At 67.1% G+C, this 26,969-nt stretch carries 31 protein-coding genes; 16 read left to right on the top strand and 15 right to left on the bottom strand.

Annotated elements, in window-relative coordinates:
- The coding region (locus tag V6M48_RS02355) for an alpha/beta fold hydrolase (RefSeq protein WP_332810916.1) at window positions 1-754 on the top strand (754 nt) is incomplete at its 5' end.
- 56 nt (window positions 755-810) lie between these two features.
- Window positions 811-1,497, top strand: coding sequence for a transposase (locus tag V6M48_RS02350; protein ID WP_332810915.1), 687 nt, complete (start codon window positions 811-813; stop codon window positions 1,495-1,497).
- Window positions 1,498-1,513: 16 nt separating this feature from the next.
- Here V6M48_RS02350 and nadB read toward each other — a convergent pair whose 3' ends face one another.
- Window positions 1,514-3,124: an L-aspartate oxidase gene (gene nadB / locus V6M48_RS02345; RefSeq protein WP_332810914.1), complete on the bottom strand. Its 1,611-nt coding sequence runs from the start codon at window positions 3,122-3,124 to the stop codon at window positions 1,514-1,516.
- A gap of 91 nt (window positions 3,125-3,215) precedes the next feature.
- Entirely contained in the window at window positions 3,216-4,178 is a 963-nt protein-coding gene (locus V6M48_RS02340; protein ID WP_332810913.1) for an ABC transporter ATP-binding protein, read from the bottom strand.
- Window positions 4,179-4,521: 343 nt separating this feature from the next.
- Between V6M48_RS02340 and V6M48_RS02335 the strand changes: the two genes are divergently transcribed.
- From V6M48_RS02335 to V6M48_RS02315, 5 genes are all read left to right on the top strand, one after another.
- Entirely contained in the window at window positions 4,522-4,728 is a 207-nt protein-coding gene (locus V6M48_RS02335; protein WP_332810912.1) for a zinc-finger domain-containing protein, read from the top strand.
- A 75-nt stretch (window positions 4,729-4,803) separates the two neighbouring features.
- Complete coding sequence (gene tldD, locus V6M48_RS02330) at window positions 4,804-6,234, top strand: metalloprotease TldD (protein ID WP_332810919.1); 1,431 nt, start codon at window positions 4,804-4,806, stop codon at window positions 6,232-6,234.
- Entirely contained in the window at window positions 6,144-6,770 is a 627-nt protein-coding gene (locus V6M48_RS02325) for a DUF924 family protein (protein WP_332810918.1), read from the top strand. Before tldD ends, V6M48_RS02325 begins: the two co-directional genes overlap by 91 nt.
- Window positions 6,770-6,973, top strand: coding sequence for a putative signal transducing protein (locus V6M48_RS02320; protein ID WP_332810911.1), 204 nt, complete (start codon window positions 6,770-6,772; stop codon window positions 6,971-6,973). The genes V6M48_RS02325 and V6M48_RS02320 overlap by 1 nt, the downstream gene beginning before the upstream one ends.
- A gap of 68 nt (window positions 6,974-7,041) precedes the next feature.
- Window positions 7,042-7,392, top strand: a complete 351-nt coding sequence (locus V6M48_RS02315; protein WP_332810910.1) for a DUF3147 family protein — start codon at window positions 7,042-7,044, stop codon at window positions 7,390-7,392.
- Between the two features lie 21 nt (window positions 7,393-7,413).
- Here the strand turns inward: V6M48_RS02315 and V6M48_RS02310 are convergent, their stop codons facing one another.
- From V6M48_RS02310 to V6M48_RS02300, 3 genes are all read right to left on the bottom strand, one after another.
- Window positions 7,414-7,824: a TIGR01244 family sulfur transferase gene (locus tag V6M48_RS02310; RefSeq protein WP_332810909.1), complete on the bottom strand. Its 411-nt coding sequence runs from the start codon at window positions 7,822-7,824 to the stop codon at window positions 7,414-7,416.
- Window positions 7,808-9,604 carry a DNA helicase RecQ gene (gene recQ, locus V6M48_RS02305; RefSeq protein ID WP_332810908.1) on the bottom strand — a complete coding sequence of 599 codons (1,797 nt, stop codon included), beginning with the start codon at window positions 9,602-9,604 and terminating at the stop codon, window positions 7,808-7,810. Before recQ ends, V6M48_RS02310 begins: the two co-directional genes overlap by 17 nt.
- 67 nt (window positions 9,605-9,671) lie before the next feature.
- On the bottom strand, window positions 9,672-11,495 hold the full coding sequence (locus V6M48_RS02300) for an ABCB family ABC transporter ATP-binding protein/permease (protein ID WP_332810907.1): 1,824 nt from the start codon (window positions 11,493-11,495) through the stop codon (window positions 9,672-9,674).
- Window positions 11,496-11,623: 128 nt separating this feature from the next.
- On the opposite strand from V6M48_RS02300, the gene V6M48_RS02295 reads away from it, so the two are divergent.
- The 4 genes from V6M48_RS02295 to V6M48_RS02280 all read left to right on the top strand — a co-directional run bounded on the left by V6M48_RS02295 (window position 11,624) and on the right by V6M48_RS02280 (window position 14,200).
- On the top strand, window positions 11,624-11,923 hold the full coding sequence (locus tag V6M48_RS02295) for a hypothetical protein (protein ID WP_332810906.1): 300 nt from the start codon (window positions 11,624-11,626) through the stop codon (window positions 11,921-11,923).
- Window positions 11,924-12,140: 217 nt separating this feature from the next.
- Entirely contained in the window at window positions 12,141-12,356 is a 216-nt protein-coding gene (locus V6M48_RS02290; RefSeq protein ID WP_332810905.1) for a hypothetical protein, read from the top strand.
- Between the two features lie 38 nt (window positions 12,357-12,394).
- Complete coding sequence (locus V6M48_RS02285; protein ID WP_332810904.1) at window positions 12,395-13,252, top strand: SDR family oxidoreductase; 858 nt, start codon at window positions 12,395-12,397, stop codon at window positions 13,250-13,252.
- A gap of 306 nt (window positions 13,253-13,558) precedes the next feature.
- Window positions 13,559-14,200, top strand: a complete 642-nt coding sequence (locus V6M48_RS02280) for a Crp/Fnr family transcriptional regulator (RefSeq protein ID WP_332810903.1) — start codon at window positions 13,559-13,561, stop codon at window positions 14,198-14,200.
- A gap of 31 nt (window positions 14,201-14,231) precedes the next feature.
- Here the strand turns inward: V6M48_RS02280 and V6M48_RS02275 are convergent, their stop codons facing one another.
- Window positions 14,232-14,669: a DUF488 domain-containing protein gene (locus V6M48_RS02275; protein ID WP_332810902.1), complete on the bottom strand. Its 438-nt coding sequence runs from the start codon at window positions 14,667-14,669 to the stop codon at window positions 14,232-14,234.
- A complete protein-coding gene (locus V6M48_RS02270; protein ID WP_332810901.1) occupies window positions 14,638-14,982 on the bottom strand; it encodes a hypothetical protein in 345 nt (114 codons plus the stop codon). Before V6M48_RS02270 ends, V6M48_RS02275 begins: the two co-directional genes overlap by 32 nt.
- An 81-nt stretch (window positions 14,983-15,063) precedes the next feature.
- Between V6M48_RS02270 and V6M48_RS02265 the strand changes: the two genes are divergently transcribed.
- From V6M48_RS02265 to V6M48_RS02250, 4 genes are all read left to right on the top strand, one after another.
- Entirely contained in the window at window positions 15,064-15,648 is a 585-nt protein-coding gene (locus V6M48_RS02265) for a peroxiredoxin (RefSeq protein WP_332810900.1), read from the top strand.
- A gap of 85 nt (window positions 15,649-15,733) precedes the next feature.
- Window positions 15,734-16,717: an aldo/keto reductase gene (locus V6M48_RS02260; protein ID WP_443019030.1), complete on the top strand. Its 984-nt coding sequence runs from the start codon at window positions 15,734-15,736 to the stop codon at window positions 16,715-16,717.
- 59 nt (window positions 16,718-16,776) lie between these two features.
- Window positions 16,777-18,579 carry an aminodeoxychorismate synthase component I gene (pabB, locus tag V6M48_RS02255; protein WP_332810899.1) on the top strand — a complete coding sequence of 601 codons (1,803 nt, stop codon included), beginning with the start codon at window positions 16,777-16,779 and terminating at the stop codon, window positions 18,577-18,579.
- A gap of 45 nt (window positions 18,580-18,624) precedes the next feature.
- Window positions 18,625-19,095, top strand: a complete 471-nt coding sequence (locus V6M48_RS02250) for a GNAT family N-acetyltransferase (RefSeq protein ID WP_332810898.1) — start codon at window positions 18,625-18,627, stop codon at window positions 19,093-19,095.
- Window positions 19,096-19,290: 195 nt separating this feature from the next.
- Here V6M48_RS02250 and pdeM read toward each other — a convergent pair whose 3' ends face one another.
- The 8 genes from pdeM to V6M48_RS02210 form a co-directional block, all read right to left on the bottom strand.
- The gene (pdeM, locus tag V6M48_RS02245) at window positions 19,291-19,962 is read right to left on the bottom strand and encodes a ligase-associated DNA damage response endonuclease PdeM (RefSeq protein WP_332810897.1); all 672 of its coding nucleotides are present in this window, start codon (window positions 19,960-19,962) and stop codon (window positions 19,291-19,293) included.
- Window positions 19,963-20,116: 154 nt separating this feature from the next.
- Window positions 20,117-20,275: a hypothetical protein gene (locus V6M48_RS02240; protein ID WP_332810896.1), complete on the bottom strand. Its 159-nt coding sequence runs from the start codon at window positions 20,273-20,275 to the stop codon at window positions 20,117-20,119.
- Window positions 20,276-20,453: 178 nt separating this feature from the next.
- Window positions 20,454-20,969: an Hsp20 family protein gene (locus tag V6M48_RS02235; RefSeq protein ID WP_332810895.1), complete on the bottom strand. Its 516-nt coding sequence runs from the start codon at window positions 20,967-20,969 to the stop codon at window positions 20,454-20,456.
- 189 nt (window positions 20,970-21,158) lie between these two features.
- Window positions 21,159-22,418: a dipeptidase gene (locus V6M48_RS02230; protein ID WP_332810894.1), complete on the bottom strand. Its 1,260-nt coding sequence runs from the start codon at window positions 22,416-22,418 to the stop codon at window positions 21,159-21,161.
- Between the two features lie 13 nt (window positions 22,419-22,431).
- The gene (locus tag V6M48_RS02225) at window positions 22,432-22,887 is read right to left on the bottom strand and encodes a hypothetical protein (RefSeq protein WP_332810893.1); all 456 of its coding nucleotides are present in this window, start codon (window positions 22,885-22,887) and stop codon (window positions 22,432-22,434) included.
- An 89-nt stretch (window positions 22,888-22,976) separates the two neighbouring features.
- Window positions 22,977-23,186, bottom strand: a complete 210-nt coding sequence (locus V6M48_RS02220; RefSeq protein ID WP_332810892.1) for a hypothetical protein — start codon at window positions 23,184-23,186, stop codon at window positions 22,977-22,979.
- Window positions 23,187-23,248: 62 nt separating this feature from the next.
- The gene (locus V6M48_RS02215) at window positions 23,249-25,660 is read right to left on the bottom strand and encodes a ligase-associated DNA damage response DEXH box helicase (RefSeq protein ID WP_332810891.1); all 2,412 of its coding nucleotides are present in this window, start codon (window positions 25,658-25,660) and stop codon (window positions 23,249-23,251) included.
- Between the two features lie 49 nt (window positions 25,661-25,709).
- Complete coding sequence (locus V6M48_RS02210; protein WP_332810890.1) at window positions 25,710-25,904, bottom strand: hypothetical protein; 195 nt, start codon at window positions 25,902-25,904, stop codon at window positions 25,710-25,712.
- Window positions 25,905-25,974: 70 nt separating this feature from the next.
- Here V6M48_RS02210 and V6M48_RS02205 point away from each other — a divergent pair.
- The coding region (locus V6M48_RS02205; protein WP_332810889.1) for a ligase-associated DNA damage response exonuclease at window positions 25,975-26,969 on the top strand (995 nt) is incomplete at its 3' end.

Here is a 26,969-nt window from a genome sequence, read left to right as displayed (position 1 = left end):
GCCCAGCCGCTTCTCGGTGGTCGTGCAGGGGACCGGGCCGGACGTCATCCTGATCCCGGGGCTGACCGCGTCGCGCGCGGTGTGGAAGGGGGTCGTCGCCGGCGTTCCCGGCTATCGCTACCATCTCGTCCAGCTCTCCGGCTTCGCCGGCGCGCCGGCACGCGGCAATGCCAGCGGCCGGGTCGCTGCGGCCACGGCTGCCGAGCTCGCGCGCTACATCGCCGCCGACCGCCTGCGCCGGCCGGCGCTGGTCGGCCATTCGATGGGCGGCACGATCGCGATGATGGTCGCTGCGCGCCATCCCGCGCTCGCCGGCAATGTGATGGTCGTCGACATGCTGCCGCAGCCCTCCGCCTTATTCGGCTCGACCGCCGAGGGCGTGCGCGGGCTCGCCGACAGCCTTGGCGGCCTTGCCGCCGCGCCGGGCGGGCGCGAGCTCGTCGCTTCGCTGATCGGCATGTTCGGCGACGGTAGCGCGGCGAGCGCGCGCAGCGATCCCGACGTGGTGGCGCGCGCGACGCACGAGCTTGCCGTCACCGATCTGCGGCCCGAGCTTGCGAAGATCCGCGCTCCCCTGACGGTGGTCTATGCCTCGCTCGATCCGCAGCGCCGGGCGCCGTTGGATCGGCTCTACGCCGCTTCCTATCGCACGAGGCCGGGCGCCAGGCTGATACGGGTCGACAACAGCGGCCACATGATCATGGCCGACCAGCCCAAACGCTTCCGCGCCCTTTTCGCCGAGTTTCTCCGCTAATACGGGGACACAACACTTAATTGACTCGAGTCATGGGGTGTGATCACCTTTCGGGCATGGCTCGCTTGGCCCGCATCGTCGTCCCTGATGTTCCGCATCATGTCACCCAGCGTGGCAACCGCGGCCAGGAGGTGTTCTTCGGCCCGCAGGATTATTCCACGTATCGGGGTTTGGTGCGCGAAGCGTGCGAACGGCAAGGCGTGCGCTGTCTCGCCTGGTGCCTTATGCCCAACCACGTCCACCTGATCTTGACGCCGCCGTCGCCGGATGCGCTTCGCGCCGCGCTCGCCGAAGCCCACCGGCGCTATGCGCGTCGCATCAATCTCGCCAAGGGCTGGACCGGCTATCTGTTCCAAGGCCGCTTCGCCTCCTATCCGATGGACGAGGCGCATTTGATGGTCGCGCTACGCTATGTGGAGCTCAATCCGGTTCGCGCCGGGCTTGTGGCGCGCGCGGAAGAATGGCCGTGGTCGTCGGCGCGGGCGCATGTCGACGGCAGCTCCGATGGCCTGACCGACCTCGCGGCGCTCGCCGGGGTCCATCCGAACTGGCGGGCGATGCTGCAATCGGGCCTGGAAGCAGGCGATCTCTCCCCCGAAGCGGAGGCAGCGATCGAGGCCGCTCAACGCACCGGCAGGCCGTGGGGCAATGCCGCTTTCCTCACTCGGCTCGAGCGGGAGACGGGGCGCAGCTTGGCCCGGCGGAAACCGGGTCGCAAGCCACGCGACGCGGCTCCGAATTAAGTATTGTGTCCCCGAATTAAGCGGTGGCCGGATCGAGGATCGTGTCGACCGCCTGCGGCAGCAGGTCCGGATAGTCGAGCGTGTAATGGAGGCCGCGGCTTTCCTTGCGCGCCAGCGCGCAGCGGACGATCAGCTCCGAGACTTCGACCAGGTTGCGCAGCTCGACGAGATCGGGCGTCACTCGGAAATTGCCGTAATATTCCTCGGTCTCGTCGCGCAGCAGCTTGACCCGGTGGAGCGCGCGCTCGAGCCTTTTGGTGGTGCGCACGATGCCGACATAATCCCACATGAAGCGGCGGATCTCGCGCCAATTATGGTGGACGATGACCTCCTCGTCCGAATCGGTGACCCGGCTTTCGTCCCACGGCCGGATCGCCGGCGGCGGCGGCAGCGCCTCCCAATTGCGCCCGATGTGGCGCGCGGCGGCGAGCCCGAACACCAGGCATTCGAGCACCGAGTTGGACGCCAGCCGGTTGGCGCCGTGCAGCCCCGACTGGGTCACCTCGCCGGCGGCGTAGAGGCCGTCGAGATCGGTGCGCCCGTCGAGATCCACCATCACCCCGCCGCACGTATAGTGCGAGGCGGGCACGACCGGGATCGGTTGCCGCGTGATGTCGATGCCGAGCTCGAGCAGCCGCGCGTGGATGGTCGGGAAATGCTCGCGCACGAACTCGGGATCGCGGTGGCTGATGTCGAGATGGACGAAATCGAGCCCGAGCCGCTTGAGCTCGTGGTCGATCGCGCGGGCGACGATGTCGCGCGGCGCGAGCTCGGCGCGCTCGTCGAACTCCGGCATGAAGCGATGGCCGCTGCCTGGCAGCTTGAGCTGCCCGCCCTCGCCGCGCATCGCCTCGGTGATCAGGAAATTCTTGACGTCATGGTTGTAGAGACAGGTCGGGTGGAATTGGTTGAATTCCATGTTCGACACGCGGCAGCCGGCGCGCCAGGCCATCGCGATGCCGTCGCCGGTCGAGCCGCGCGGGTTGGTCGAATAGAGCCAGGCGCGGCTCGCGCCGCCGGTGGCGAGGATCGTCGCGCGGCTGGTGAACAGCGAGACCCGGCCCGTTTTCGCATCGACCGCATAGACGCCCCAGACGTTGCGCTCGCTCCCGGTGCTGCTGGCGCTGCCGCTCTGGCGATGGCGCCCGGTGACAAGATCGATCGCGACCATGTGCGGGATGAGCGTGATATTGCCGTGTGCGGCGGCCGCCTGCTCGAGCGCCAGCTGGACCGCGCGTCCGGTCGCGTCGGCGACATGGACGATCCGGCGGTGGCTGTGCCCACCTTCCTGGGTGAGGTGCCAGCGCTCCGATTCCCCCGGATTGAACGGGACGCCGAGCTCGGCAAGCCGCTCGATCGCGGCCGGCGCATTCTCGACGACATATTCGACCGTGCGGCGGGCGTTGAGCCCCGCGCCGGCGACGATCGTGTCCTCGATATGGCTTTCGAACGTGTCGCCGACATCGAGCACCGCCGCTATCCCGCCCTGCGCCCATGCGGTCGATCCGGCCGAGATGTCGCCCTTGGCGAGCACCGCTACCTTGAGGTGCGAGGGCAGCTCCAGCGCGGCGCTGAGCCCGGCCGCGCCAGAGCCGATGATGACGACGTCGAACGCGCGATTAGCCATGGCGTGAGCGCATTCGATCGGACGGGGCCTTCATCCGGCGCATTGTGCCGCGGGCCGGCCCGGTCCGTGCTGCGACGCCCCCCGGCATGGCTCAGCCCGCTGCCGCTGCGGCGGCGGCCGCATTCGAGGCGTCGGAGGCGCGGGTGAGGTTGAGGAACACATCCTCGAGATCGGCCTCGCGGGTCGAGACGTCGACGATGCCATAACCTTCCTTCTGGAGGGCATCGAGCACCTCGCCGGCATTCACCCTGTCCTTGCGATAGGTGATCGCGAGCGTGCGCTCGGCGACTATCTCGATCTTGTCGAAGCACGAGGCCTGCGGAGCGCCGTTGAGGTCGCGGTCGACGACGACCTCGACCGCTTTCTCCTGCGCCATGCCGAGCAGGGTGCGGGTCTCTTCATTGGCGATCACGCGGCCGTGATTGATGATCGCGATGCGATCGCACAATTGCTCGGCTTCCTCGAGGTAATGGGTGGTGAGGACGACCGTCACGCCCTCGGCGTTGAGGCTGCGCACATATTTCCAGAGCTGCTGGCGAAGCTCGATGTCGACACCCGCCGTCGGCTCGTCGAGCACCAGGATCGGCGGCGAATGGACCATCGCCTTGGCGACCAGCAGCCGCCGCTTCATCCCGCCCGACAAGGTGCGCGAATAAGCGTTGGCCTTGTCCTCGAGGTGCACCGCGCGCAGCAGCTCGCCGGTCCGCCGCTGCGCCTTGGGAACGCCGTAGAGGCCGGCCTGGATCTCGAGCGTCTCGAACGGGGTGAAGAACGGATCGAAGAGGATTTCCTGCGGGACGATGCCGATCGAGACCTTGGCGTTGCGCGGGTGCTGGTCGATGTCGAAGCCCCAGATCGACGCGCTGCCCCCGGTCTTGTTGACGAGGCCCGCGAGGATGTTGATCATCGTCGACTTGCCTGCGCCGTTGGGCCCAAGCAGGCCGAAGATCTGGCCGCGCGGGACATCCATGCTCACCCCCTCGAGCGCGCGTTTGCCGCCGGCATAGGTCTTTTCGAGATTGCGGATCGAGATGGCGGCATTGGTGTCGGGCATGTGGAGCGCATAGCCGCTTGCGCGGCGTCCGCAAAGCGCGAGGCGTGGAAAGCCATTTTCGTGTTCCGTTCCGCGCAATGGGCGGGCTCCGCCAGCCTTGATCGCCGCGCCATTTACCTTCGGCGCTAAACTCTCGTTCACGCTTTGCGCTTAGGCTCGCCGCCATGCACCGTTCTTTGCACCTTGTATCGCTGTCGAGACGGGCACTGTTGCTTTCGGCGATCGGCGCGGCGTTCCTCGCGCTGGTCGCCATCAACGGTCCCGTCATCGCCTGAGCCTTCCGGCCTCCGGCTCCTCGACCAGCACGTTGCCTGCCTCCGCGGCCGTTGCTAAGGCCGCCGCCATGGATCCGTTCGTTCCCGAAATCTCCTATGTCGCAACGCCGCGCGTCGCCTGCGACGGCGCGTCCGAAACCCATCCGGCGCTAGGCCACCCGCGAGTCTACATGCAGATCGACGACAAGGGCTATGTCGACTGCGGCTATTGCGATCGCCGCTTCATCCTCAAGGGCGGCCCGGCCGACGTGCCGAGCGATCGCGCCCAAGCCTGAACAGGGCGCCCTGAATAAAGCCGGTTTTCGCCTGTCGAGGATGGATAACCGCCGCGGGCGCTCTATATCGTGGCTATGACCAGCATCGCCGATCCCCGCCGCTTCCTCTACCGCAACGATGGCCTCGATCCCGAAGCCGCCAAGCGCCTCACCGCCGAAGCGCTCGCGCAATGCGACGACGGCGAGCTCTATCTCCAATATACCGCCTCGGAGAGCTTCAGCTTCGACGATGGCCGGCTCAAGACCGCCGACTTCAACACCCATGCCGGCTTCGGGCTGCGCGGCGTCTCGGGCGAGACCACCGCCTTTGCCCATGCCAATGAGCTGAGCGAGGCGGCGATCCGCCGCGCTGCCGAGACGATGGCGGTCCTCGATCCGACGAAGTCGCCGCCGGCCGCGCCGCCGCGCCGCACCAACGCGACGCTCTACACCGACATGGATCCGCTCAGCCTGGTGCCGTTCGCGCGCAAGGTCGAGCTGTGCCAGCGCATCGATGCGGCGGCGCGCGCGCGCGATCCGCGGGTCAAGCAGGTGTCGGTGTCGCTCGCCGGATCGTGGAGCGTGATCGACATCGTCCGCGCCGACGGTTTCGTCGCCCATGACGTCAGGCCGCTGGTGCGGCTCAACATCCAGATCGTCGTCGAGCAGAATGGCCGGCGCGAGAGCGGCTATCACGGCATGGGCGGGCGCAGGCTCTATGACGATCTGTTCGAGGAGGCGACCTGGAACCGCGCGCTCGACATCGCGCTGGCGCAGGCGTTGGTCAATTTGGACTCGGTTGCCGCTCCGGCCGGCGAGATGAATGTCGTGCTTGGTCCCGGTTGGCCCGGCGTGCTGCTGCACGAGGCGATCGGCCACGGCCTCGAGGGCGATTTCAACCGCAAGGGCACGTCGGCTTTCTCCGGGCTGATCGGCGAGCGGGTCGCCGCTCCGGGCGTGACCGTGGTCGACGACGGATCGATCGGCGGACGCCGCGGCTCGCTGTCGATCGACGACGAAGGCACGCCGACCCAGGCCAACGTGCTGATCGAGGACGGCATCCTCAAATCCTATCTCCAGGACCGGCTCAACGCCCGGCTGATGGGGGTCGAGCCGACCGGCAACGGCCGCCGCGAAAGCTTCGCGCATGCGCCGATGCCGCGCATGACCAACACCTTCATGCTGGGCGGCAAGGAAGAGCCGGGCGAGATATTGGCGCGGGTGAAGAACGGCATCTACGCCAAGAGCTTCGGCGGCGGCCAGGTCGACATCACCAACGGCAAGTTCGTCTTCTCCTGCACCGAGGCGTACAGGATCGAGAACGGCAGGCTCGGCGCGCCGCTCAAGGGCGCGACCCTGATCGGCGACGGCCCGACCGTGCTCACCAAGGTCGCTGCGATCGGCAACGACATGGCGCTCGACGAGGGCGTCGGGATCTGCGGCAAGGGCGGCCAATCGGTGCCGGCCGGCGTCGGCCAGCCGACCTTGCTGGTCGAGGGCCTGACCGTCGGCGGGACCGCCGCCTGACCGAGCCCGCCTGGATCGACGAGGTCATCGACTTCTGGTTCGCGCTGCCGAGCGAAAGCTGGTGGGATAGCGATGCGGCCTTCGACGAGCAGGTCCGCGAGCGTTTCCTGCCGTTGTGGAAGGAGCAAAGGCAGCGGCTGCCCGCCGATTTCCTCGGCTCGCCGAAGGCGGCGCTCGCCGCGGTGATCCTGTTCGACCAGCTGCCGCGCAACATGTTCCGCGATCATGCCGAGAGCTTCGCGACCGACCATCTTGCGCTTGGCATCGCCTCGGCGGCGGTCGATCGCGGCTATGACGAGGATCTGCCGCCGCAGCAGCCCGCCTTCCTCTACATGCCGTTCGAGCATAGCGAGCGGCTCGAGGATCAGCAGCGCTCGCTTCTGCTGTTCACCGCGCTTGGCGATGCCGAGATGCTGCGCCACGCCCGCCTCCACCACGATCTGATCGCCCGCTACGGGCGCTTCCCGCACCGCAACGCGATGCTCGGCCGGGCCCCGCGGCCCGGCGAGCAGGACGCGAGCATCGCGCCCTTCTGATGGCGCTGGTCGAGCTTCACCGCTTCTACAGCCAGATCGAGGCCGAGCTGGCCGCGTCGTGGCTCGAATCGGAAGGCATCGAGACAATGCTGTTCGACGCCGCGACGCTCCCTGCTGCGGTGGTGACTGGTTTTCGGCTGATGGTCGAAGAAGGCGACAAGCAAGCGGCGCTGCGGCTGCTGGAGGGAAAGGGCGCAATCTGATCCTTCAATCGGATTCGTCGGGGCGGACCAGCATTGCGGGGAGACCCGTCAGTCGGCAAACTGCTCGAATGTGGTACCTCGCACTCAAGGCGGCGCTGTCGGGCATCCTCATCGCCGTCATTTCTGAAGTGGCAAAACGCTATCCGGGAATAGGGGCGCTCATCGCGTCGCTACCGCTCATCTCGGTCCTTGGAATGATGTGGCTCTGGCACGACCGTCCCGACCCGCAGAATATGGCCGCGCACGCCGAGGCGACGTTCTGGTTCGTGCTGCCGTCGCTGCCGATGTTCCTGCTTATCCCGCTCCTTCTCCGTCAGGGGGTCGGGTTCTGGAGCGCGCTGATTGCCGGATGTGTCCTCACCCTCTCGCTCTACGCCGCGATGACGTTGGTCGCGCCACGCTTCGGCTTGAGGCTTTAGTCGCCACAACCCGGTGAGGATCTACGACGCCCTGTAGTTCCTCAACGCCGACAAATCGTATCCGGCGCCTCCCGCTTTGCCGATGATCTCCTCGACGTCGTCGCCGGCCTTGAGGCGCGCGAGCGCCCACAGGTAGGTCGAGCGCGTGCCGGCGGCGCAGAAGCCGAGCACCTTGCCGTCGGCCGTGTCGAGCGCTTCGCCCATCGCCTCGACCAGGTCGGGCGAGAGGCCGCCGGCGACCGGGATGTGACGATAATCGAGCCCGGCCGCGCGGGCGGCGGCCTCGATCTCCGCGCCAGCCGGCTGGCCGGGCTGCTCGCCGTCCGGGCGATTGTTGACGATCATCGTCACGCCGGCGTCGGCGGCCGCCTGGACATCCCCGGGTTGGATCTGGCCGGACACCAGCATGCGCTCGTCAATCTGCCGGAACATGGCTCACTCCCTCAAAATTGCCGATCACGTCGATAAACGCCTCGCCATAGCGTTCCAACTTGGCCGCGCCGACGCCTGAGATGCGGCCGAGCGCGGCGAGGCTGGCAGGCTTGAGCTCCACCATCTCGCGCAATGTGCTGTCGTGGAACACGACATAGGGCGGCACCCCCGCCTCCTTTGCGAGATCGCGGCGGCAGGCGCGCAACGCCTCGAACAAGGGATCGTGGGCATAATCGTCCGCCCCCTCGCCGCGCGTGCGGCGGCTGCGGCGCTGCTTCTTGGGGGGCAGCACCAGCTCGAGCTTTTCCTCGCCGCGCAGGATCGCGCGCGCGCCCGGCCCGAACGAAAGCCCGCCATATTCGTCGGCGCGGAGGGCGTCGTGCGCGAGCAGGGCGCGCGCGACCGGCTTGATCAGGGCGAGATCGTCGGCGTCGGCGATGCCGAACACCGACAGGCGATGGTGGCCGAAGTTCTGGATCTTGTCGGTCTCGCGGCCGGCGAGCACGTCGGTGAGATGGCCGATCCCGAAGCGCATCTCGGTGCGGAAGGCGGCCGAGAGCAATTTGCGCGCGACTTCGGTGGCGTCGACCGTGGCCGGCGGATCGAGGCAATTGTCGCAATTGCCGCAGCGCGGAGGCGTTTCCTCGTCGAAATGGCGCAGCAGCAATGCGCGCCGGCACGTCCCGGTCTCGACGAACGCGCCCAAAGCGTTGAGCCGCTGGCGCTCGCCGGCGCGGCGGTCTTCGGCGACCTCGAGTTCGATCCGGCGGCGGGCGCGCGCGAAATCGTCGCCGCCCCAGAACAGCCACGCCTCGGCCGGATCGCCGTCGCGGCCGGCGCGGCCGGTCTCCTGATAATAGCCCTCGATCGACTTGGGCAGGCCGGCGTGGGCGACGAAGCGGACGTCGGGCTTGTCGATGCCCATGCCGAACGCGACCGTTGCCGCCATCACCATGGTCTCGCTGTCGACGAACGCGGCCTGGTTGGCGGCGCGGACGCGGGCCTCGAGGCCGGCATGATAGGCAAGCGCCGGCCGCCCGGTGGCTGCGATCTGCGCCGCGATCGTCTCGGTCGCGGCGCGGCTCGGCGCATAGACGATGCCGGGGCCCGGCTGCGCCGCAAGCAAGGTCTTGAGCTGCCCGGCAAGCCCGTCGCGCGGCCGGACGTGATAGCGGATGTTGGGGCGGTCGAAGCCGGCGAGGATTAGGCCGTCGTCCGGGATCCCGAGCTGGTGGAGCACGTCGGCGCGGGTCTGGCGGTCGGCGGTCGCGGTCAGCGCAAGCCGCGGGACGGTGGGGAAGGCGTCGAGCAACGGCCGCAGCAGGCGGTAGTCGGGGCGGAAATCATGGCCCCATTCCGAGACGCAATGCGCCTCATCGATCGCGATCAGCGCCAGCGGAATCCCGGCGAGCAGCTGGCGGAAGGCCTCGCCCGAGGCGCGTTCGGGCGCGGCATAGAGCAGGTCCAACTCGCCGCGCTTGAGCCGCGCCAAGGTTTCCTGGCGATTGTCGTCCGCCGAGGTCAGCGCCGCCGCCTTGATCCCGAAGGCATCGGCCGAGCGCACCTGGTCGTGCATCAGCGCGATCAGCGGCGAGATAACTAGGGCGGTGCCCCGCCGCGCGAGCGCCGGCACCTGGTAGCAGAGCGACTTGCCCGATCCGGTCGGCATCACCGCCAACGTGTGGCGGCCTGCCATCACCCGGTCGACGACCTGCCGCTGGACGCCGCGAAAGTCGGGGAAGCCGAAGATGGTGCGGAGGATGGAGAGCGGGTCGGTCACGGCACCCCAACTAGACTCTTAGAAGGCGCAAGCGGAAGCCATTGCGTCGTTTTTCGGGGGCGCCGCTTTATTCCGCCGCCTCGGCGGCTTCCTCCTGCTCGCGCTCGCTCTGCTGGCGGGTCCACATTTCGGCGTAGAGCCCGCCCTTGCGCAGCAATTGCGCGTGGGTGCCGCGCTCGGCGACCCGGCCCTCGTCGAGCACGACGATCTGGTCGGCGTCGACCACCGTCGACAGGCGATGGGCGATGACGATGCTCGTCCGCCGCGCGGCGACGTCGCGCAGCGTGGATTGGATCGCGGCCTCTGTGCGGCTGTCGAGCGCGCTGGTCGCCTCGTCGAGGATCAGGATCGGCGGGTCCTTGAGCAGGGTCCGCGCGATCGCCACCCTCTGCTTCTCGCCGCCCGACAATTTGAGCCCGCGCTCGCCGACCTCGCTGTCATAGCCTTCGGGAAGGGAGGCGATGAAGCCATGGATTGCCGCGCCCTTGGCGGCATCCTCGATCTCCGCCTGGGTCGCGCCGTCCCGGCCGTAGCCGATATTGTAGCCGATGCTGTCGTTGAACAGCACGCTGTCCTGCGGAACGATGCCGATCGCGCGGCGCAAACTGTCCTGCCGGACGGCGGTGATGTCCTGGCCGTCGATCGTGATCCGGCCGCCGGTCGGCTCGTAGAAGCGGAACAGGAGGCGCGACAAGGTCGACTTGCCGGCGCCGGACGGCCCGACCACCGCGAGCATCGTTCCGGCAGGAACCTCGAGGTCGATGCCCTTCAGGATCTCGCGGTCCGGTTCGTAGCCGAAGCGGACGTTCTCGAAGCGCACCGCGCCTGCCGTGACCTCGAGATCGGGCGCGCCCGGGCGGTCGATCACCTCGGCTTGTGTGTCGATCACCAGGAACATCTGCTCCATGTCGATCAGCCCCTGGCGGATATTGCGATACACCCAGCCGAGCATGTCGAGCGGCCGGAAGAGCTGGGCGAACAAGGTGTTGACCAGCACCACGTCGCCGGTGGTGAACATGCCGCGGCTCCAGCCCCACACCGTATAGGCCATCGCGCCGGCCATCATGACATTGGTGATCAGCGACTGGCCGATGTTGAGCCAGGCGAGCGAGACCTCGTTCTTGACCGCGCTGTGGGTATAGGCGCTCATCGCCTTGCCGTAGCGCCGCGCCTCACGCTCCTCGGCGTTGAAATATTTGACGGTTTCGTAATTGAGCAGGGAATCGACCGCGCGGGCGATGGCGAGATTGTCCTGGTCATTCATGTCGCGCCGCACGCGCGAGCGCCAATCGGTGACGATGCGCGTGAAGGCGATGTAGAGCACGACCATCACCAAAGTCGCGACGACCAGCCCGGGACCGAACTTCACTCCGAAGATGATGCAGGCCGCGGTCAGCTCGATGATCGTCGGGGCGATGTTGAACAGCAGGAAATAGAGCATCATGTCGATGCTCTTGGTGCCGCGCTCGACGATCTTGGTCAGCGCGCCGGTGCGCCGCTCGAGATGATAGCGCAGCGACAACCGGTGGACGTGGCGGAAGACGTTCTGCGCCAGCCGCCGCGCCGCATCCTGGCCGACCCGCTCGAACACCGCGTTGCGGAGATTGTCGAACAGCACGCCGGCGAAGCGTGCGCCGGCATAAGCGATCACCAGCGCCATCGCGAGGCCCACCGCCGGCTCCATCCCCGGAGCCATGCGGTCGATCGCCGCCTTGTAGGCGAACGGCATGGTCAGGGTCGCCGCCTTGGCGATGAACACCAGCACCATCGCAACGATCACCCGCGCCTTGAGCTTCTTCTCGCCGCGCGGCCACAGATAGGGAAGGAATCGCCGGATCGCGCCCCAGCCATCCTCCGGCCGCGTCGTGTCGCTCGTCTCTTCAGGGGGCATGTTCGTCTACGTAGTGATGCGTATCGCCCGCGCCAAGTTAATCCACGATTGTACATCGCTGGAGGCGAAACGACTGGAACTGCCGGATTCTCCGGTTGTTTAACTAATGTCAATTGGGAGTGACTGTGATGGGCCCGGCTTTGTTCGTGATTGCGATCCTGGGATGCGGCGAGGCCGAAGCCCCCTGCCGCCAGGTCGCGACGGCCGATGCACTCTACTCCACGCGCGCGGCGTGCACCGCGGCGACCCCCGCCGCGATCGAGCAGCATATCGACGCCGCTTATCCCGTTGTCGTCGCCGAATGCCGCCCGGCCGGCCAGAGGATCGCGCAGCAGGTGATGCCGTCCGACGTCCAGCTGCCCGATGCGCCGCGCACGGTGCCGACCCGCCGCGCCCACGCCAAACCGGCGAAATCGCTCGGCGCCTGACTCGAGACTCAATCGTGGTTCATCGAACCAAGATTGAGTCAAATTCCTTTTGTTTTCCGTGATTTCCGAGTCGTCAGGTGATTCCACCTGACTTGAAATCACTCTAGGGCCTTCCGCCCGCTTGTCCGAACGGCCTGCCCCAAGCATGAGGGCACGGAACGTAGTGCCGGAACCGGCATGCCGGACCGTTGTTGTCCTTGAAAAGGAGACGGCTGCGATGAGCAAGAGCCAGCACAGACACGATTCGATGCAATTCACCCAGAATCAGAAGAATGAAATGTCCGACGACCCGCGCGACGGCGCGCGCAATTCGGACACGCTCGGACGCGACGGGCCGCCAACCCCGGTCGAGCGCTCGCCGGAAGCGGAGGAGCAGGATCAGTCGGCGGTCGAGGCCTTGGGACGCAAGGGCGCCGGCGCAGGCAAGGCCTGACACGAAATCTCGAGCGATTGCAGCGGAAGGTGAGCAGGATGGCGGAGACCGAAACCATCGACATGATCCATGAGGATCAGCTGCCGGGCCACGAAAGCGAGCTCGAGCCGAAGCCGGATTGGCATCCGCGATACCCGGGGTCAGGGCGCCTCAACGGCAAGGTCGCGCTGATCACCGGCGCCGACAGCGGCATCGGCCGCGCGGTCGCGGCGCTCTATGCGCGCGAAGGCGCCGATATCGCGATCGCCTATCTGTGCGAGCACGACGACGCCGCCAAGACCAAGGCAATCGTCGAGAGCGAAGGCCGCAAGGCGATCACCATCGCCGGCGACATCGGCGACAAGGATTTCTGCGAGCGGCTGGTGGCCGAGTCGGTCGAGAAGCTCGGCGGGCTCGACATCCTCGTCAACAATGCCGGCGAGCAGCATGCCGACCAGGAGATCACCGACATCACCGAGGAGCAGCTCAAGCGCACGTTCCAGACCAACATCTTCGGGATGTTCTTCCTGACCCAGGCGGCGCGGCCGCACCTCAAGGCCGGCGCGGCGATCATCAACTGCACTTCGGTGACGATGTACCAGGGGTCAAAGGAACTGCTCGATTATTCCTCCACGAAGGGCGCGATCACCGCCTTCACCCGCTCGCTCTCCGAAAATCTGGTCGGCGAGGGAATAAGGGTCAACGCGGTCGCGCCGGGGCCGATCTGGACTCCGCTAAACCCGTTCGGCGGGGCCTCGCCCGAGAAGCTCAAGGATTTCGGCAAGTCGGTGCCGATGGGCCGGCCAGGACAGCCGAACGAGGTTGCTCCGAGCTTCCTGTTCTTGGCGTGCGACGATTCCAGCTACATGTCCGGGCAGGTGCTCCACCCCAACGGCGGCGTGATCGTCGGAAGCTAGCATGCTTGGAAGTCGGTTCGTCGCGCGGACGGAATCATGATATGGGCGCGTCCACCCGAGTCCCACTCGGGAAACGATGCAAGCGCGGGATGATACCGGCGCGGCGATAGGGGATGCGGGTGACGACCACATGCTGCTTTCGTTCGAAATGACCGCGTCGCGGTCGAGACGGCACCGCGCGAGCGCAGCGGATGGCGACTGAGGCGCAGGCCTCTCCGCTCGTCCACAGCGGCGTCGCACTGCTCGCACGCAAGCTGCGCGCGCGATACGATCAGCACCGAGGAGGAGCAGGTCCTCCGCGATGCGGTGAGCGAAGTGCGCGAGGTGCGGGCGGGCAAGGTCCTCGTCCGTCACGGCGCGCCGATCCACGAAAGCACCTTGCTCGTCGAGGGCATCATCTGCCGCTACAAGGATCTGTCGTCGGGCGAGCGCCAGATCCAGGAGCTGCATGTCCCCGGGGATTTCGCCGATCTCCACGGCTTCCTGCTCAAGCGGCTCGACCACAATATCGCGAGCGTCTCGCGTGCGGTGCTCGCCATCGTGCCGCACGACAATTTGAAGCGCATCACCGAGGATCATCCGCATCTGGCGCGGATGCTGTGGTTCTCGACGATGCTCGACGCCTCGATCCAGCGCGAGACGATCCTCTCGGTCGGGCGGCGGACCGCGCTCGCGCGAATCGCGCATCTGATCTGCGAATTGTGCATCCGGCTGCAGGTGGTCGGGTTGAGCGAGGGCGGCCGCTTCGCACTGCCGCTCACCCAGGTGGATCTTGCCGACGCGTCCGGGCTGACGTCGGTCCACGTCAATCGAATGCTCAAGCAGCTGCGCGATCAGGAGATGGTGACGTTCCGCAACGGCATCGTCGACATCCACGATTGGAAGCGGCTTGCGGGGGCTGCCGAGTTCGACCCGGCCTATCTCCATCTCGACTTCCAGCCGCGCTAGGTGGGCTTTCCTGTCGCTGGTAATGGCAGCGCTAAATATCGACGACCACATAGCCGCTTTTCGTCGTCAGCCGCTCCGCGATCAGCGCGCGATGGCAGCAGGCGGCGTCCTTCTCGAAGCACAGCAAGGCGACATTTTGCTCGCGTGCGACCGCATCGGCCTGTTCGAGCGCCAGCTGGGCCTCGATCGTCTGGAGCTGCTGCTCGTAGATCGCGTGCATTTCGGCGATGCGGCCGTTGCGCGCCGCCTCGCGGCCTTCCTTGGGCGTGCCGAGCGCGCGCAGGTGGAGATAGTCGATGCCGCGCTCCTTGAGCGCGCCGGCGAGCGCCGTCTTCGAAAAGCCGGGGCGGCGCGAGGCGGCGACTGCCCTGACGTCGACCAGCAAGGTGACGCCCGCCCCCATCAGCTCGGCGAGGAACTCGTCGAGCGTCTTGCCTTCATAGCCGATGGTTGCGAGCTGCCGGGCCATGCTGCTCCGCCACTGCCCGATTTTCATCGCGGCGCATAGGGAGCGCCCAGAGTATCTGCGCGCGAAGCGCTTGCTCGAGCTTGTGCAGCCCGGCGCGGTGCGCAGCCGCGCGCTTCGCCAGCAGCCGCATCAGCACTTGTTCGCGGCTGGTCGGGCGCGCGTGTGCGGCACGGCCGCCCGCGATCGCCTTGGCGAGCTTGAAGGACGTGCGATCCTGAGGTGACGAGGGCATGTTCATGATGCTGCTATCGCGGGAGCGACGGATTCGTTCCATTAAAAAGAGGGATAACAAAAGCTTAAGCTGAACCGCCACGCCGATTGGCGCAAACCGGCAGCTCCGGCGCACACGCTGTGGCGGGCCCCGCCAAGGGTTGCGGAGCCGGGCAACGCGCTTATGGTTGGGGCCAAGCCCCCAAACCTGGGCATAAGGAGTCTGCCCGTGCGCCTGACCGCCATCGCCGCTGCCTTTGCGTTGCTCAGCCTGCCGGTCGCCGCCGGAGCCGCGCTTAAGGTCGGAGCCACGGCCCCGAACTTCCGGACCCAGGGCGCGATCGCCGGCAAGCCGTTCACCTTGACCTTGCGCGAGGAGCTCAAGAAGGGGCCGGTGGTGCTCTATTTCTTCCCGGCGGCGTTCACCAAGGGGTGCACGCTCGAGGCGCATGAGTTCGCCGAGGCGAGCGACGATTTCGCCAGAGCCGGCGCGCGCGTGATCGGCATGTCCGCCGATCCGATCGACAAATTGGCGCGATTCTCGGTCGAGGAGTGCCGCAACAAATTCGCGGTCGCGACCGCATCGCCCAAGGTCATCAAGGCCTATGACGTCAAGCTGCCGCTGATGCCTGGTCGCTCGAATCGCACGTCCTATGTGATCGCGCCGACCGGCAAGGTGATCTACGCCCACAGCGATCTTGACTATCGCGACCACGTCAAGAACACGCTTGCCGCGGTCCGAAGCTGGAAGGCGTCCAAGCGGCGATAGCCGTGGCGGTCATGCGGCGCCGATCGGCCCCAAAAGCAGCACATGGCGAATAATATTCGTCGCCCGAACATGAAGGAGAGAAAAGATGATTGCGCGCAGACGGCTCGGCCGGAACGGACCTGAAGTCTCGGCGATCGGCCTCGGCTGCATGGGCATGTCCGCATTCTACGGCAACCAGGACGATGACGAGTCGGTCGCGACCATCCACCATGCGATCGAGCGCGGCATCGACTTCCTCGACACCGCCGACATCTATGGCCTCAACGAGGAACTGGTCGGGCGCGCGATCGCCGATCGCCGCGACAAGGTGTTCATCGCCACCAAGTTCGGCAACGTCCGCAAGCCGGACGGCACCTTCGCCGGGGTCAGCGGACGGCCCGAATATGTCCGCCAGCAATGCGAGAAGAGCCTCCAGAGGCTCGGCATCGAGGTGATCGACCTCTATTACCAGCATCGCGTCGATCCCGACACGCCGATCGAGGAGACGATCGGCGCGATGGCCGATCTCGTGGCGGAGGGTAAGGTCCGCTACCTCGGGATGAGCGAAGCCGGCGCGGCGACGATCAGGCGCGCGCACGCCACCCACAAGATCACCGCGCTCCAGACCGAATATTCGCTGTGGACGCGCGATCCCGAGGAGGAGATCCTGCCGACGGTGCGCGAGCTCGGCATCGGCTTCGTTCCCTACAGCCCGCTCGGGCGCGGCTTCCTCACCGGCGCGTTCAAGAGCCGCGACGACTTCCCCGAAGGCGACAACCGCCGCAATCACCCCCGCTTCAGCGACGAGAATTTCCAGCGCAACCTCGATGTCGTCGCCACCGTCAAGGCGCTCGCCGAGCGCAAGGGCTGCACCCCGGCGCAGTTCGCGCTCGCCTGGGTGCTGGCGCAGGGTGACGATCTCGTGCCCATTCCCGGCACCAAGCGGCGCCGCTATCTCGACGAGAATATCGGCGCGCTCGACGTGGTGATCACCCAGCAGGACAAGGACGAGATCGATCGCGTGCTGCCGCCCGGCGTCGCGGCCGGAATGCGCTATCCGGCCCAGATGATGGCGGCGCTCAACCATTAGGCTCATCGGCGTCGTTTCCGCGGCTTGAAGAGGCGGGCGGCGGCTGGCAAGCAGCCGCCGTGCTCGACGGTTCAAGCCCTTTTGTCCTGCTCGACGACGCGCGCGAGGCGGGGGCGGGGCCCGCGCTGCTCTACCGGAACCCGGTCGGCACGGTGGCGACCTGTGATCCCGACGAGGTGCGGCCGAGCCTTGCGCGGCTGCGCGAGGCGCTTGCGTCGGGGCTCCACGTCGCGGGCCTGCTGTCCTACGAAGCCGGCTATTGCCTCGAGGATCGGCTGGCGCCGTGGCGCGAGCCGTCGCCGCCCGCGGCGCCCCCCCTGCTCTGGTTCGGGCTGTTCGAGCAGTGCACCGAAATCCCGCCCGGAGAAATTGCCGCGCTCTTGCCCGCCGCCGGCGCGGCCTGGGCGTCGCCGCCGGTCCCGAGGATCGGCGGCGATGCCTATCGTGACGCGGTGGCGCGGGTGAAGCGGCATATTGCCGACGGCGACATCTACCAGGCCAATCTCACCTTCGCCACGGACGTGCATTGCGGCGGCGATCCGCTCGCGCTTTACGCGCTGCTGCGCGATCGCGCGCGCGCCGGCCACGGCGGCATCGTCTTCACCGGTGGCCATTGGCTGCTGTCCTTCTCGCCTGAATTGTTCTTCGCGCTCGAGGATGGCCTGCTCACCGCGCGCCCGATGAAGGGCACGGCGCCGCGCGGGGCCGACCCCGACGAGGATCGCGCCGCCGCCGCCGCCCTCGCGCAGGATGCCAAGCAGCGCGCCGAAAATCTGATGATCGTCGATCTGCTGCGCAACGACGCGGCGCGGGTCTCGCGTCCCGGCACGGTCAAGGTCCCCGAACTGTTCACCGTCGAACATTATCCGACCATCCACCAGCTGACCTCGCAGGTCACCGCGCAGCTCGCGCCCGAATGCGGCGCGGTCGACGTGCTCGAGGCGATCTTTCCGTGCGGCTCGGTCACCGGCGCTCCGAAGATCCGGGCGATGGAGCTGATCGCCGAGCTCGAGGCGCAGCCGCGCGGCGTCTATACCGGGTCGATCGGCAGGATCGCGCCGACCGGCGAGGCGCGGTTCAACGTCGCGATCCGGACGCTCACGATTGGGGAGGGGGCGCCTCGGGAGGGCGGGGGCCGCAGCGGCGAGACTTGCGCGTCGCTCGGTCTCGGTTCAGGCGTGGTCGCGGACAGCCGCGCCGACGAGGAGTGGCGCGAATGCCTGGCGAAAGGGGGCTTTGTGAGCGACGGGACGAGCAGCTTCGATCTCATCGAGACGATGGCGTTCGATCCGCACGAAGGAATCGCGCATCTCGAGCAGCATCTGCAGCGGATGAAGGCGAGCGCCGCAGAGCTGGGCTTCGAGTTCGATCGCCATCATGCCCGCAACGAGCTTCAGGCCGCCACCTTCCGCTTTCGCGACGCGAAAAAAATCAGGCTGATGCTGGCGCGCAGCGGCGCGATCGCGATCGAGAGCCGCACGCTGCCCCAACCGCCGGCGCGCCCGGTCGAGGTCGCGCTCGTCGATCTGCCGGTGCCCGCGAGCGATTTCCGCCTGCGCCACAAGACCAGCGACCGCGCCTTCTACGATGCGGCGCGCGCGCAGTCGGGATGCTTCGAGACCTTGTTCGTCGATCGCGAGGGCTTCCTCACCGAGGGCAGCTTCACGAGCCTGTTCGTCGAGCGCGGCGGCACCTTGCTGACGCCGCCGGCGTCGCGCCCGATCCTGCCGGGCATATTGCGCGCGCAGCTGATCGAGCAGGGCGACGCCGAAGAGGCGGAGTTGAAGCCAGCCGATCTCGACGGCATCTTCTACATCGGCAATGCGGTCCGGGGCCTGATGCGCGCACGCCTCGCCGGCTGACGGAGCCTCGCCTGATTGTTGCATTCGGCCGCGATGGAGGCGCCGATGATCGTCATTCGCCAGGATGATCTTTCCGGAGAAGCGACGCGGGGATTGGTCGCGCTGCACTTGGCCGAAATGCACGCCTTCTCCCCGCCCGGCCATGTCTTCGCGCTCGATTCCTCCGGGCTGATGGCGCCCGAGGTGACCGTCTGGACCGCCTGGATCGGCGAGGACATCGCCGGCATGGCGGCGCTGCGGCAGCTTCCCGACATCGGCGAGCTCAAGTCGATGCGCATCCACCCGCAATATTTGCGCAAGGGCATCGCGGCCGCTTTGCTCGAGCATATCATCGCCGAGGCGCGGGCGCGGGGCCTCGAGCGCCTCAGCCTCGAGACCGGCAGCGGGCCCGCGTTCGAGCCCGCGCTCGCGCTCTACCGAAAGCGCGGCTTCAGCGAAGGCGAAGCGTTCGGCAATTATGTCCGGAGCGACTTCAACCGCTTCCTGCACCAGCCGCTGGCGGGCCCAACACTTTGATAGAGCCAGATTGCGCCTTCGCCGAGAGGCCCCTCCACCAGCTTTCAGCTGGTTCCCCTCCCCTGCAAAAGCAGGGGAGGAATATTCCTCCCCCGGATTTCTGGGGGAGGGGGACCGCGTAAGCGGTGGAGGGGCTTCTTCTTCCCGGGCGCGGAGCGCTTCCACCTGTAGACGATCAGGCTCTGGCGGTCAGGCTCAGGCCGCTGAGGCGGCGATCGGGAAGCGCAGCAGCCGGTCGGAGAGCGGGACCAACGCCTGCGCCCGAGCGCCGACCGCGCGGGCGATCTCCGGGTGGTCGGCATCGAGGCCGCCGGTCAGCGCGCCGAAGGCGGGCAGGATCAGCTTGCGCTCGGTTGCGACGAAGCAGCGCCGCGACACCTGTCGCCCGCGGTGGCTGATGCGCAGCTTGGGGTGGAAATGTCCCGAAAGTTCAGGCTTGGACTCGATCGGATCGGCTTCGTGGCGCAGCAGCAGGCCGTCGATCTCGGCTTCCTCGACGACCGCGCCGCCGCAATGATCGGCGATGCCGGGATCGTGGTTGCCGGTGATCCACGTCCAGCGCGTGCTTTGGGTCAGCGCGGTCAGCATCGTCCGCGCGCGCTGGGGCAGGCGGTCGCAGCCGTGGCGATCGTGGAAGCTGTCGCCGAGGCACCAGATCTCCTCGGCGCGCGTCACCGTGACGAGCGCGGTCAGATCGGCGAGCGTGGCGATCGAATCATAGGGGGGGAGCATCTGCCCGAGACGCGCGAACCAGCTCGCTTTCTCGAGATGCAGATCGGCGACGAGCAAGGCCCTGCGCGCGGGCCAGAACAAGGCGCCTTGCGGCAGCGCGATCAGCTCATGCCCCGAGAACGAAAAGGGAACCATGAAGCCGCTATAGAGTGATTTCACGTCAGGTGGAAACACCTGACGACTCGGAAATCACGGAAAACAAAAGAAAGCTGGATTCATCCTGGTTTGATCAAACCGGGATTGAATCTAGCCTGCCCGTGCAGCTTTCAAGCGCCGGACGAGCGCGAGGTCATTCGGCCGCGGACGACCCCGTTGAGACCGCCGCGTCGCCGGCCGGAGACGCGTAAGCGTCGCGCGGCGCGGTGACCCAGAACAACAACACGCCGACCAGGAAGCCCTGGCCGACCAGTGCGAACGGGTTCTGCAGCTTCTTCTTCCAATTGCTCATGGTGACCGCCTCGTATCGAGTCGCTGTTGGATGATCGCGGCTAAACCGGCGCTGAACGGGCGGCGATGCGCGGACGACGAAAGTGCCGCGCGCGGCGACGAACAAACTCGTCTCTCGGGCTGACAAGAAAGCCGGCGCCGGTGGTCCGGCGCCGGCTCGTTAGGCCTCGGTGGCGGCTTCAGGCCGCCGCTTCGGCTTCGGCCTGCTCGTGCTGGTCCGTCGCGCTCGCCTGTCCAGCGCGCTCGTCGCGGCCTTCGAGCGTCTGGGTGGCGCCGCTGCCGATCTCGATCTTGCGCGGCTTCATCGCGTCCGGGATCTCGCGCACGAGGTCGATCGTCAGCAGTCCGTCCTGCAGATCGGCGCCGTCGGCGCGGACGAAATCGGCAAGCTCGAAGCGCCGTTCGAACGCGCGAGTGGCAATTCCCATATGGACGTAATTGCCGTCCTTGTTGCGATTCTCGGACTTGCGCCCGCTGATCACCAGCAAATTCTGCCGGGCGGTGATATCGATGTCGCCCGGCTTGAAGCCGGCAATTGCGAGCGTGATCCGATAGCGATCGTCGCTGACCTTCTCGATGTCGTAGGGCGGGTAATTGTCGGCCTGCTCGGCGCGGGCATTCTCAAGGAAATCGAACAGCCGGTCGAAACCCACTGTCGAGCGGCGATAGGGTGAAAAATCGAAGTTGGTTCTCATCTCATGTCCTCCTGTGAGCAACATAGGGCGGGGGCCGAATGCCAAACAGGACGCGTCCCCCGTCAGACGCCCGGAGACCTTAAGGTCCTCCGGTAACAGGGAATCTAGGAACCGAGGCGGCACGTTCAAGAGGTCGAAAGGAGAAAAGTGACGGAGGTGTCCGTGCAATCGGATCCTCGAAGTGGGTCGTTACTTCACCGCCGGCTGCGCCCCGGCCTGGGCCTTGGCGAGCAAGCGCAGCAAATTGCCACTCCAGATCTTGGCGATGTCGCCCTCGCTGTAGCCGGCCCGCCGGAGCCGGGCGGTGATCCTGGGGAGCGTGGTGACATCCTCCATGCCGAGCACGCCGCCGCCGCCGTCCCAATCGGCGCCGATGCCGACATGGTCGACGCCCATCACCTTGATCGCGTGGAGCAGGCTGTTCATGAACATGTCGAACGTGGCGCTGACGTACGGCCGCTTGGCATCGAGCGCGGCCGCATCGCGCAGCAGCTTGCGCTGCTCGGCGGGCGCCAAGGTCTGGAACTGCTCTTGCCGGTCGTGCAACGCGTTGCGGTCGGGATCACTGTTGAACGGCTCGAGATAGAGGCTGTTGAGCTGCATGACGCCGCCAGCGCGGGCGAGCTTGCGCAGCCGATCGTCGTCGAGGTTGCGGGGATGATCGAACATCGCCTTTGGCCCGGAGTGCGACAGGATGATCGGGGCCTTCGACAGCGCGAGCATCTGATCGAACGCGGCATCCGAGGCGTGGCTGGCATCGATCAGCATGCCGAGCCGGTTCATCTCGGCCACCCAGGCGCGGCCGAGCGGGCTGAGCCCGTTCCAACGCGGCTTATCGGTGGCGCTGTCGGCGAACTGGTTGTTCTTCGAATGGACCGGCCCGGCCATCCGCACGCCGAGCCTATGGAAGGTTTCGAGCAGGCCGAGGTCGGTGCCGAGCGGATAGCTGTTCTCGATGCTCTGATAGACGATCCTCTTGCCTTGCGCCGCGATCCGCGCCGCATCCTCGGGCTTGGTCGCGAAGGCGAAGACGTCGGGATGGCCGGCGACCATCCTCTGGATCTCGGCAGCGCGCACCAGCGCACCGCTGCGCGCGGCGGCATAGCCTTCCGGGGTCAGCGGCCCCTGGCGCGTGTAGATCACGAAGAAACCGCCATCGAGCCCGCCCTGCGCCATGCGCGGGATGTCGACCTGGCTGACGTCCCAGGCGTAATGATGATAGTCGCCGATGTCCCACCCCGGGCGGTGGAGCAGCGCCGGCGTGTCGAGATGGGTGTCGAGCACCAGCAGCTGCTCGTGCACCAGCCGATCGAGCGGGCTCACCTGCTCCTGTGCCGGGGCGCCGGCTTGCGCCTGAGCCTGAGCCTGGGCCTGGGCCAGGGGCTGGGGCTGCGCCTGCGCGGACGAAGCCAAGATCAGGCCGAGCGCGGCCGCCAATATCAAGCGCATAGTTTCTCCTGGTTCAGGCTTCCGCCGCGAGCACGAAGTCGCGTAACGCGCGCGCGTCGTGGAGCGCATTGTGCGGCACCCTGCTGTTCTCCGCCGTGCTGAAGCCCGGGCTGCTGATGAATTCGAACTTGAGGCTGCCGACCGGGGCGATGTCGCCGGGCCCAGTGACGAGCAAATTGCAGAAATGGGCGATGTCCTCGGGCCAGTCGGCGACGATCACCGGATCGCTGTCCGCCGCGAGATAATGGGCGACCTGGCGCGCCACGGCGGTGCGCGGCAGCTCCTCGCTGACGAAGCCGGGCGGCACCGAGGCGAGATAGGGAAGCACGTTGCGCTGAACCCAGCCGTGCGGCTCGGCGCTGATCGGCAGCACCGCATAATATTCCTGATCGCCATATTCGGGGACGAGCGCGAGGCTGATCAGCTCGCCGCCGTAGCCGTTGAATTCGGTATCGAGGAAATAGCGCATCGCCGACCCTTAATTGGGCGATGCGATGCGATCCAGCCGCGGCACGCGAAATTTGATCCCCACACCCTCCGCCGGCACCGGGCGAAGGCTCAATAGGAGTCGCGGCGCTGCTTGCGCTCGCGCTCCTCCTGCTCGCGCATCTCGCGGCCGCGCTTGCGGTCGGCCTCGGCCTCGCTGGTCGTGACCGCGTCGACGCCCGCGCCCACTGCCTTGACCGGCAAGGTGACGATGTCGACCGCGGTCTTGGCGATACAGGCGGGCAGCAGCGCCAAAGCGACACAAGCGACAGCGATACGCATAAACAGGCTCCTCCACCGGGAAAGCACAAAGCTTACAAGAGTTTACCTTTTTACGCGACAGGCTAATCCCGCCGCATCGCGATCTCGGCCAACGACTCCGCCTCGATCAAGATGTGGTCGTCGACCGTGCCGGTGGCGGTGCGTTCGCGGCCGATCATGACCAGCACCGGCACGGCCATCGGCGAAACCCGGTCGAGCGCGACATGGAGCATCGTCCCGGCGGCGCGGTCGAGCAGCCGGGCGAGGCGGCCGACGTCGGTCATCCGCTGCTTGGCATCGTCCCAGGCGGCGCGCAGCAGCAGATGATCGGGCTCGTAGCGCCTGAGCACGTCGTAGATGAGGTCGGTCGAGAAGGTGACCTGCTTGCCCGATTTGCGCCGGCCGGGGTGATGGCGCTCGACCAGCCCGCCAATCACCGCCACCTCGCGGAACGCGCGCTTCAGCAGGTTCGAGCCCTGGACCCATTCGACGAATTCATTCTCGAGGATATCGCCGGAGAACAGCGCGGCGGGATCTTCGACCGGATCGAGGCTGTAGCAGGCGAGCGCATAATCGTTGGAGACGAAGCCGAGCGGCTTGAGGCCCGCGCTTTCCATCCGCCGGGTGATCAGCATGCCGAGCGACTGGTGCGCGTTCCAGCCTTCGAAGCTGTAGGCGACCATATAATGGCGGCTTTCGTGCGGGAACGTCTCGACCAATAATTGGTCGGGATGGGGCAGCACCGAACGATAATCCTGCACCTCGAGCCATTCGCGCACGTCGTCGGGGAAGCGCGGCCATTGGCTGCGATCGTGGAGGAAGTGGCGGACCCGGTCGGCGAGGTTGGTGGTCATCGCCATGCGCGCCCCGACATAAGTCGGGATGCGGGCCGATTTCGAGGTCGCGTGGACGAACAGGTCGGTGCCTTCGATCTTCTCGACCTCGAGCACCAGCCCGGCGAAGAAGAAGGTGTCGCCGTTGCTCAGGGTCGAGGCGAAGAACTCCTCGACGGTGCCAAGCTTGCGGCCGTTGCGGAAGCGCACGTCGAGCAAAGGGGCGTCAACGATGATCCCGGCGTTCATCCGATGCTGCTGGATGAAGCGCGGATGCGACACCCGCCAGCTGCCGTCGGCGCCGCGGGTCAGCCGCTTGAAGCGGTCGTAGGCGCGAAGCGCGTAGCCGCCGTTCTCGATATAAGCGAGGATCTGCGCGAACAGCGCGTCGCTGAGCCCCGCATAAGGCGCCGCCGAGCGCACCTCGTCGAGCATCACCTGCTCATTGAACGGCGCGGCGCAAGCGGCCGCCATGATATGCTGCGCGAGGACATCGAGCGCGCCGGGGCGGAAGATGTCGGGATCGAGCTCGCCGCCGGTGATCGCGTCGAGCGCGGCGCGGGCCTCGAGATATTCGAAGCGGTTGCCGGGGACGACGATGCCCTGCGACGGCTCGTCGAGCCTGTGGTTGGCGCGGCCAATCCGCTGCAGCAGGCGCGAGGACCCTTTGGGCGCCCCCATCTGGATGACGAGGTCGACGTCTCCCCAGTCGACGCCGAGGTCGAGGCTTGCGGTGCAGACCAAAGCGCGGAGCCGCCCGTCGGCGATCGCCTTCTCGACCTTGCGCCGCGCCTCGATCGACAGCGAGCCATGGTGGATGCCGATCGGCAGATTCTGCTCGTTGACCGTCCACAGGTCTTGGAAGATCAGCTCGGCAAGGCTGCGCGTGTTGCAGAAGATGAGGCTGGTCTTGTGGGCCTCGATCTCCTTCATCACCTGCAGCGCCGCCCAGCGTCCGGAGTGGCCCGACCAGGGGATACGCTCGTCGTCGGGGAGCAGGATCGAAAGCTCGGCCTCGGCACCGGGATCGCCGATGATCACGTCGACCATCTCGCTGTCGCCGTGCGGCGCGAGCCAGCCCTGGAAGCTTTCCGGGTCGGCGATCGTCGCCGACAGGCCGACCCGCCGCATCGCCGGCGCGATCCGCTGCAGCCGCGCCGCCGCGAGGCTGAGCAGGTCGCCGCGCTTGCCGGTGGCGAAGGCGTGGATCTCGTCGACCACCAATGTCCGGAGTCCTGCGAACAACAGGAAGCTGTCCTCGTGGCTGAGCAACAGGCTCAGCGATTCGGGCGTCGTGAGCAGGATGTGCGGCGGGCGGACGCGCTGGCGCGCCTTGCGGTCGGCGGGCGTGTCGCCGGTGCGCGTCTCGACCCGGATCGGAAGGTCCATCTCCTCGATCGGGCCGATCAGATTGCGCTGGACGTCGACCGCGAGCGCCTTGAGCGGCGAGACGTAGAGCGTGTGCAGTCCCTCGGCGGGATGCTCGACGAGGTCGGCAAGCGAGGCGAGGAAGCCGGCGAGCGTCTTGCCGGAGCCGGTCGGCGCGACCAGCAAGGCGCTGCGGCCTGCGCGCGCGGCGGCCAGCATCTCGATCTGGTGGCGGCGCGGGCTCCAGCCTTTGGCGGCGAACCATTCGGCAATGACGGTCGGGAGCGCCGCCATTCAGCCGGTGGTTTCGCTCTCGCCGTTTCGGGCTGGTCCCGCCGGTCGGTTAAGGGGCATTGTCTTCGCTGCGCGCCCGGGCCGCTTCCTCCTCACGGTAGAGGTCGCGGGTCGCGCGCTCGGTGCGGTCGATGTCGGCCTGCTTGGACTTGCGGTTGCGCATCAGCGCCCAGGCGAGCACCACGACGAGCAGCAGCGGGCCGACGATATTCATGACCGCCCACAGGGCTCCACCACTATCCATCTTCATTCCTTTCGCTTCGTCTCCGCCGCCTCGCCTTGCGCGCGCGGCGCATACCTCCATATAGCTCACGATGGCCCGTCTCGGTTCCTGGATCGAGCCTTTTCCCGAAGGCATTTATATAGCGCCGGCCGACGTCTGGGTCGATCCGAGCCAGCCCAAGCCGCGGGCGTTGGTCACCCACGGCCACGCCGATCATGCCCGCGGCGGCCATGGCGAGGTGTGGGCGACGCCGGAAACGCTGGCGATCATGGCCTGCCGCTACGGCCCGCAGCCGGGAACGCCGGTCGCTTATGGCGAGGTGATCAGGCTCGGCGACGTCGACATCAGCTTCGTGCCCGCCGGCCACGTGCTCGGCTCGGCCCAGATCGTGCTCGACCACAAGGGCGAGCGGGTGGTCGTCTCGGGCGACTATAAGCGCCGCCCCGATCCGACCTGCGCGCCGTTCGAGCCGGTGCCCTGCGACATCTTCATCACCGAGGCGACATTCGGCCTGCCGGTGTTCCGCCACCCCGATACGCCGAGCGAGATCGACCGCCTGCTCGGCCGCCTCCACGCCAATCCCGACCGCTGCGTGCTGGTCGGCGCCTATGCGCTGGGCAAGGCGCAAAGGGTGATCATGGAGCTGCGCCGCCGCGGCCACCACGAGCCGATCTACATCCACGGCGCGCTGCAGCGGCTGTGCGAGCTTTACGCCGAGCTCGGCGTCGAGATGGGCGACCTGCGCCCCGCGACCGGCGCCGGCAAGGACGAGCTCAAGGGCAAGATCATCCTCTGTCCGCCCGGAGCGCTCAACGACCGCTGGTCGCGGCGGCTGCCCGATCCGATCACCGCAATGGCCTCAGGCTGGATGCGCATCCGCCAGCGCGCCCGCCAGCGCAACGTCGAGCTGCCTTTGATCATCTCCGACCACGCCGACTGGGACGAGCTGACCCAGACTCTGCGCGAGGTCGCGCCGCGCGAGGTGTGGGTGACGCACGGCCGCGAGGATGCGCTGATCCATTGGTGCGGGCTTCACCAGATCAAGGCGAAGGAGCTCAACCTCGTCGGCTATGAGGATGAGGACGA

The organism is Sphingomonas sp. (genome assembly GCF_036677245.1).
In the GTDB taxonomy this organism is placed as follows: Bacteria; Pseudomonadota; Alphaproteobacteria; order Sphingomonadales; family Sphingomonadaceae; genus Allosphingosinicella.
The sequence above is the reverse complement of the archived record's forward strand: the minus strand, read 5'-3'. Positions and strand labels throughout refer to the sequence as shown.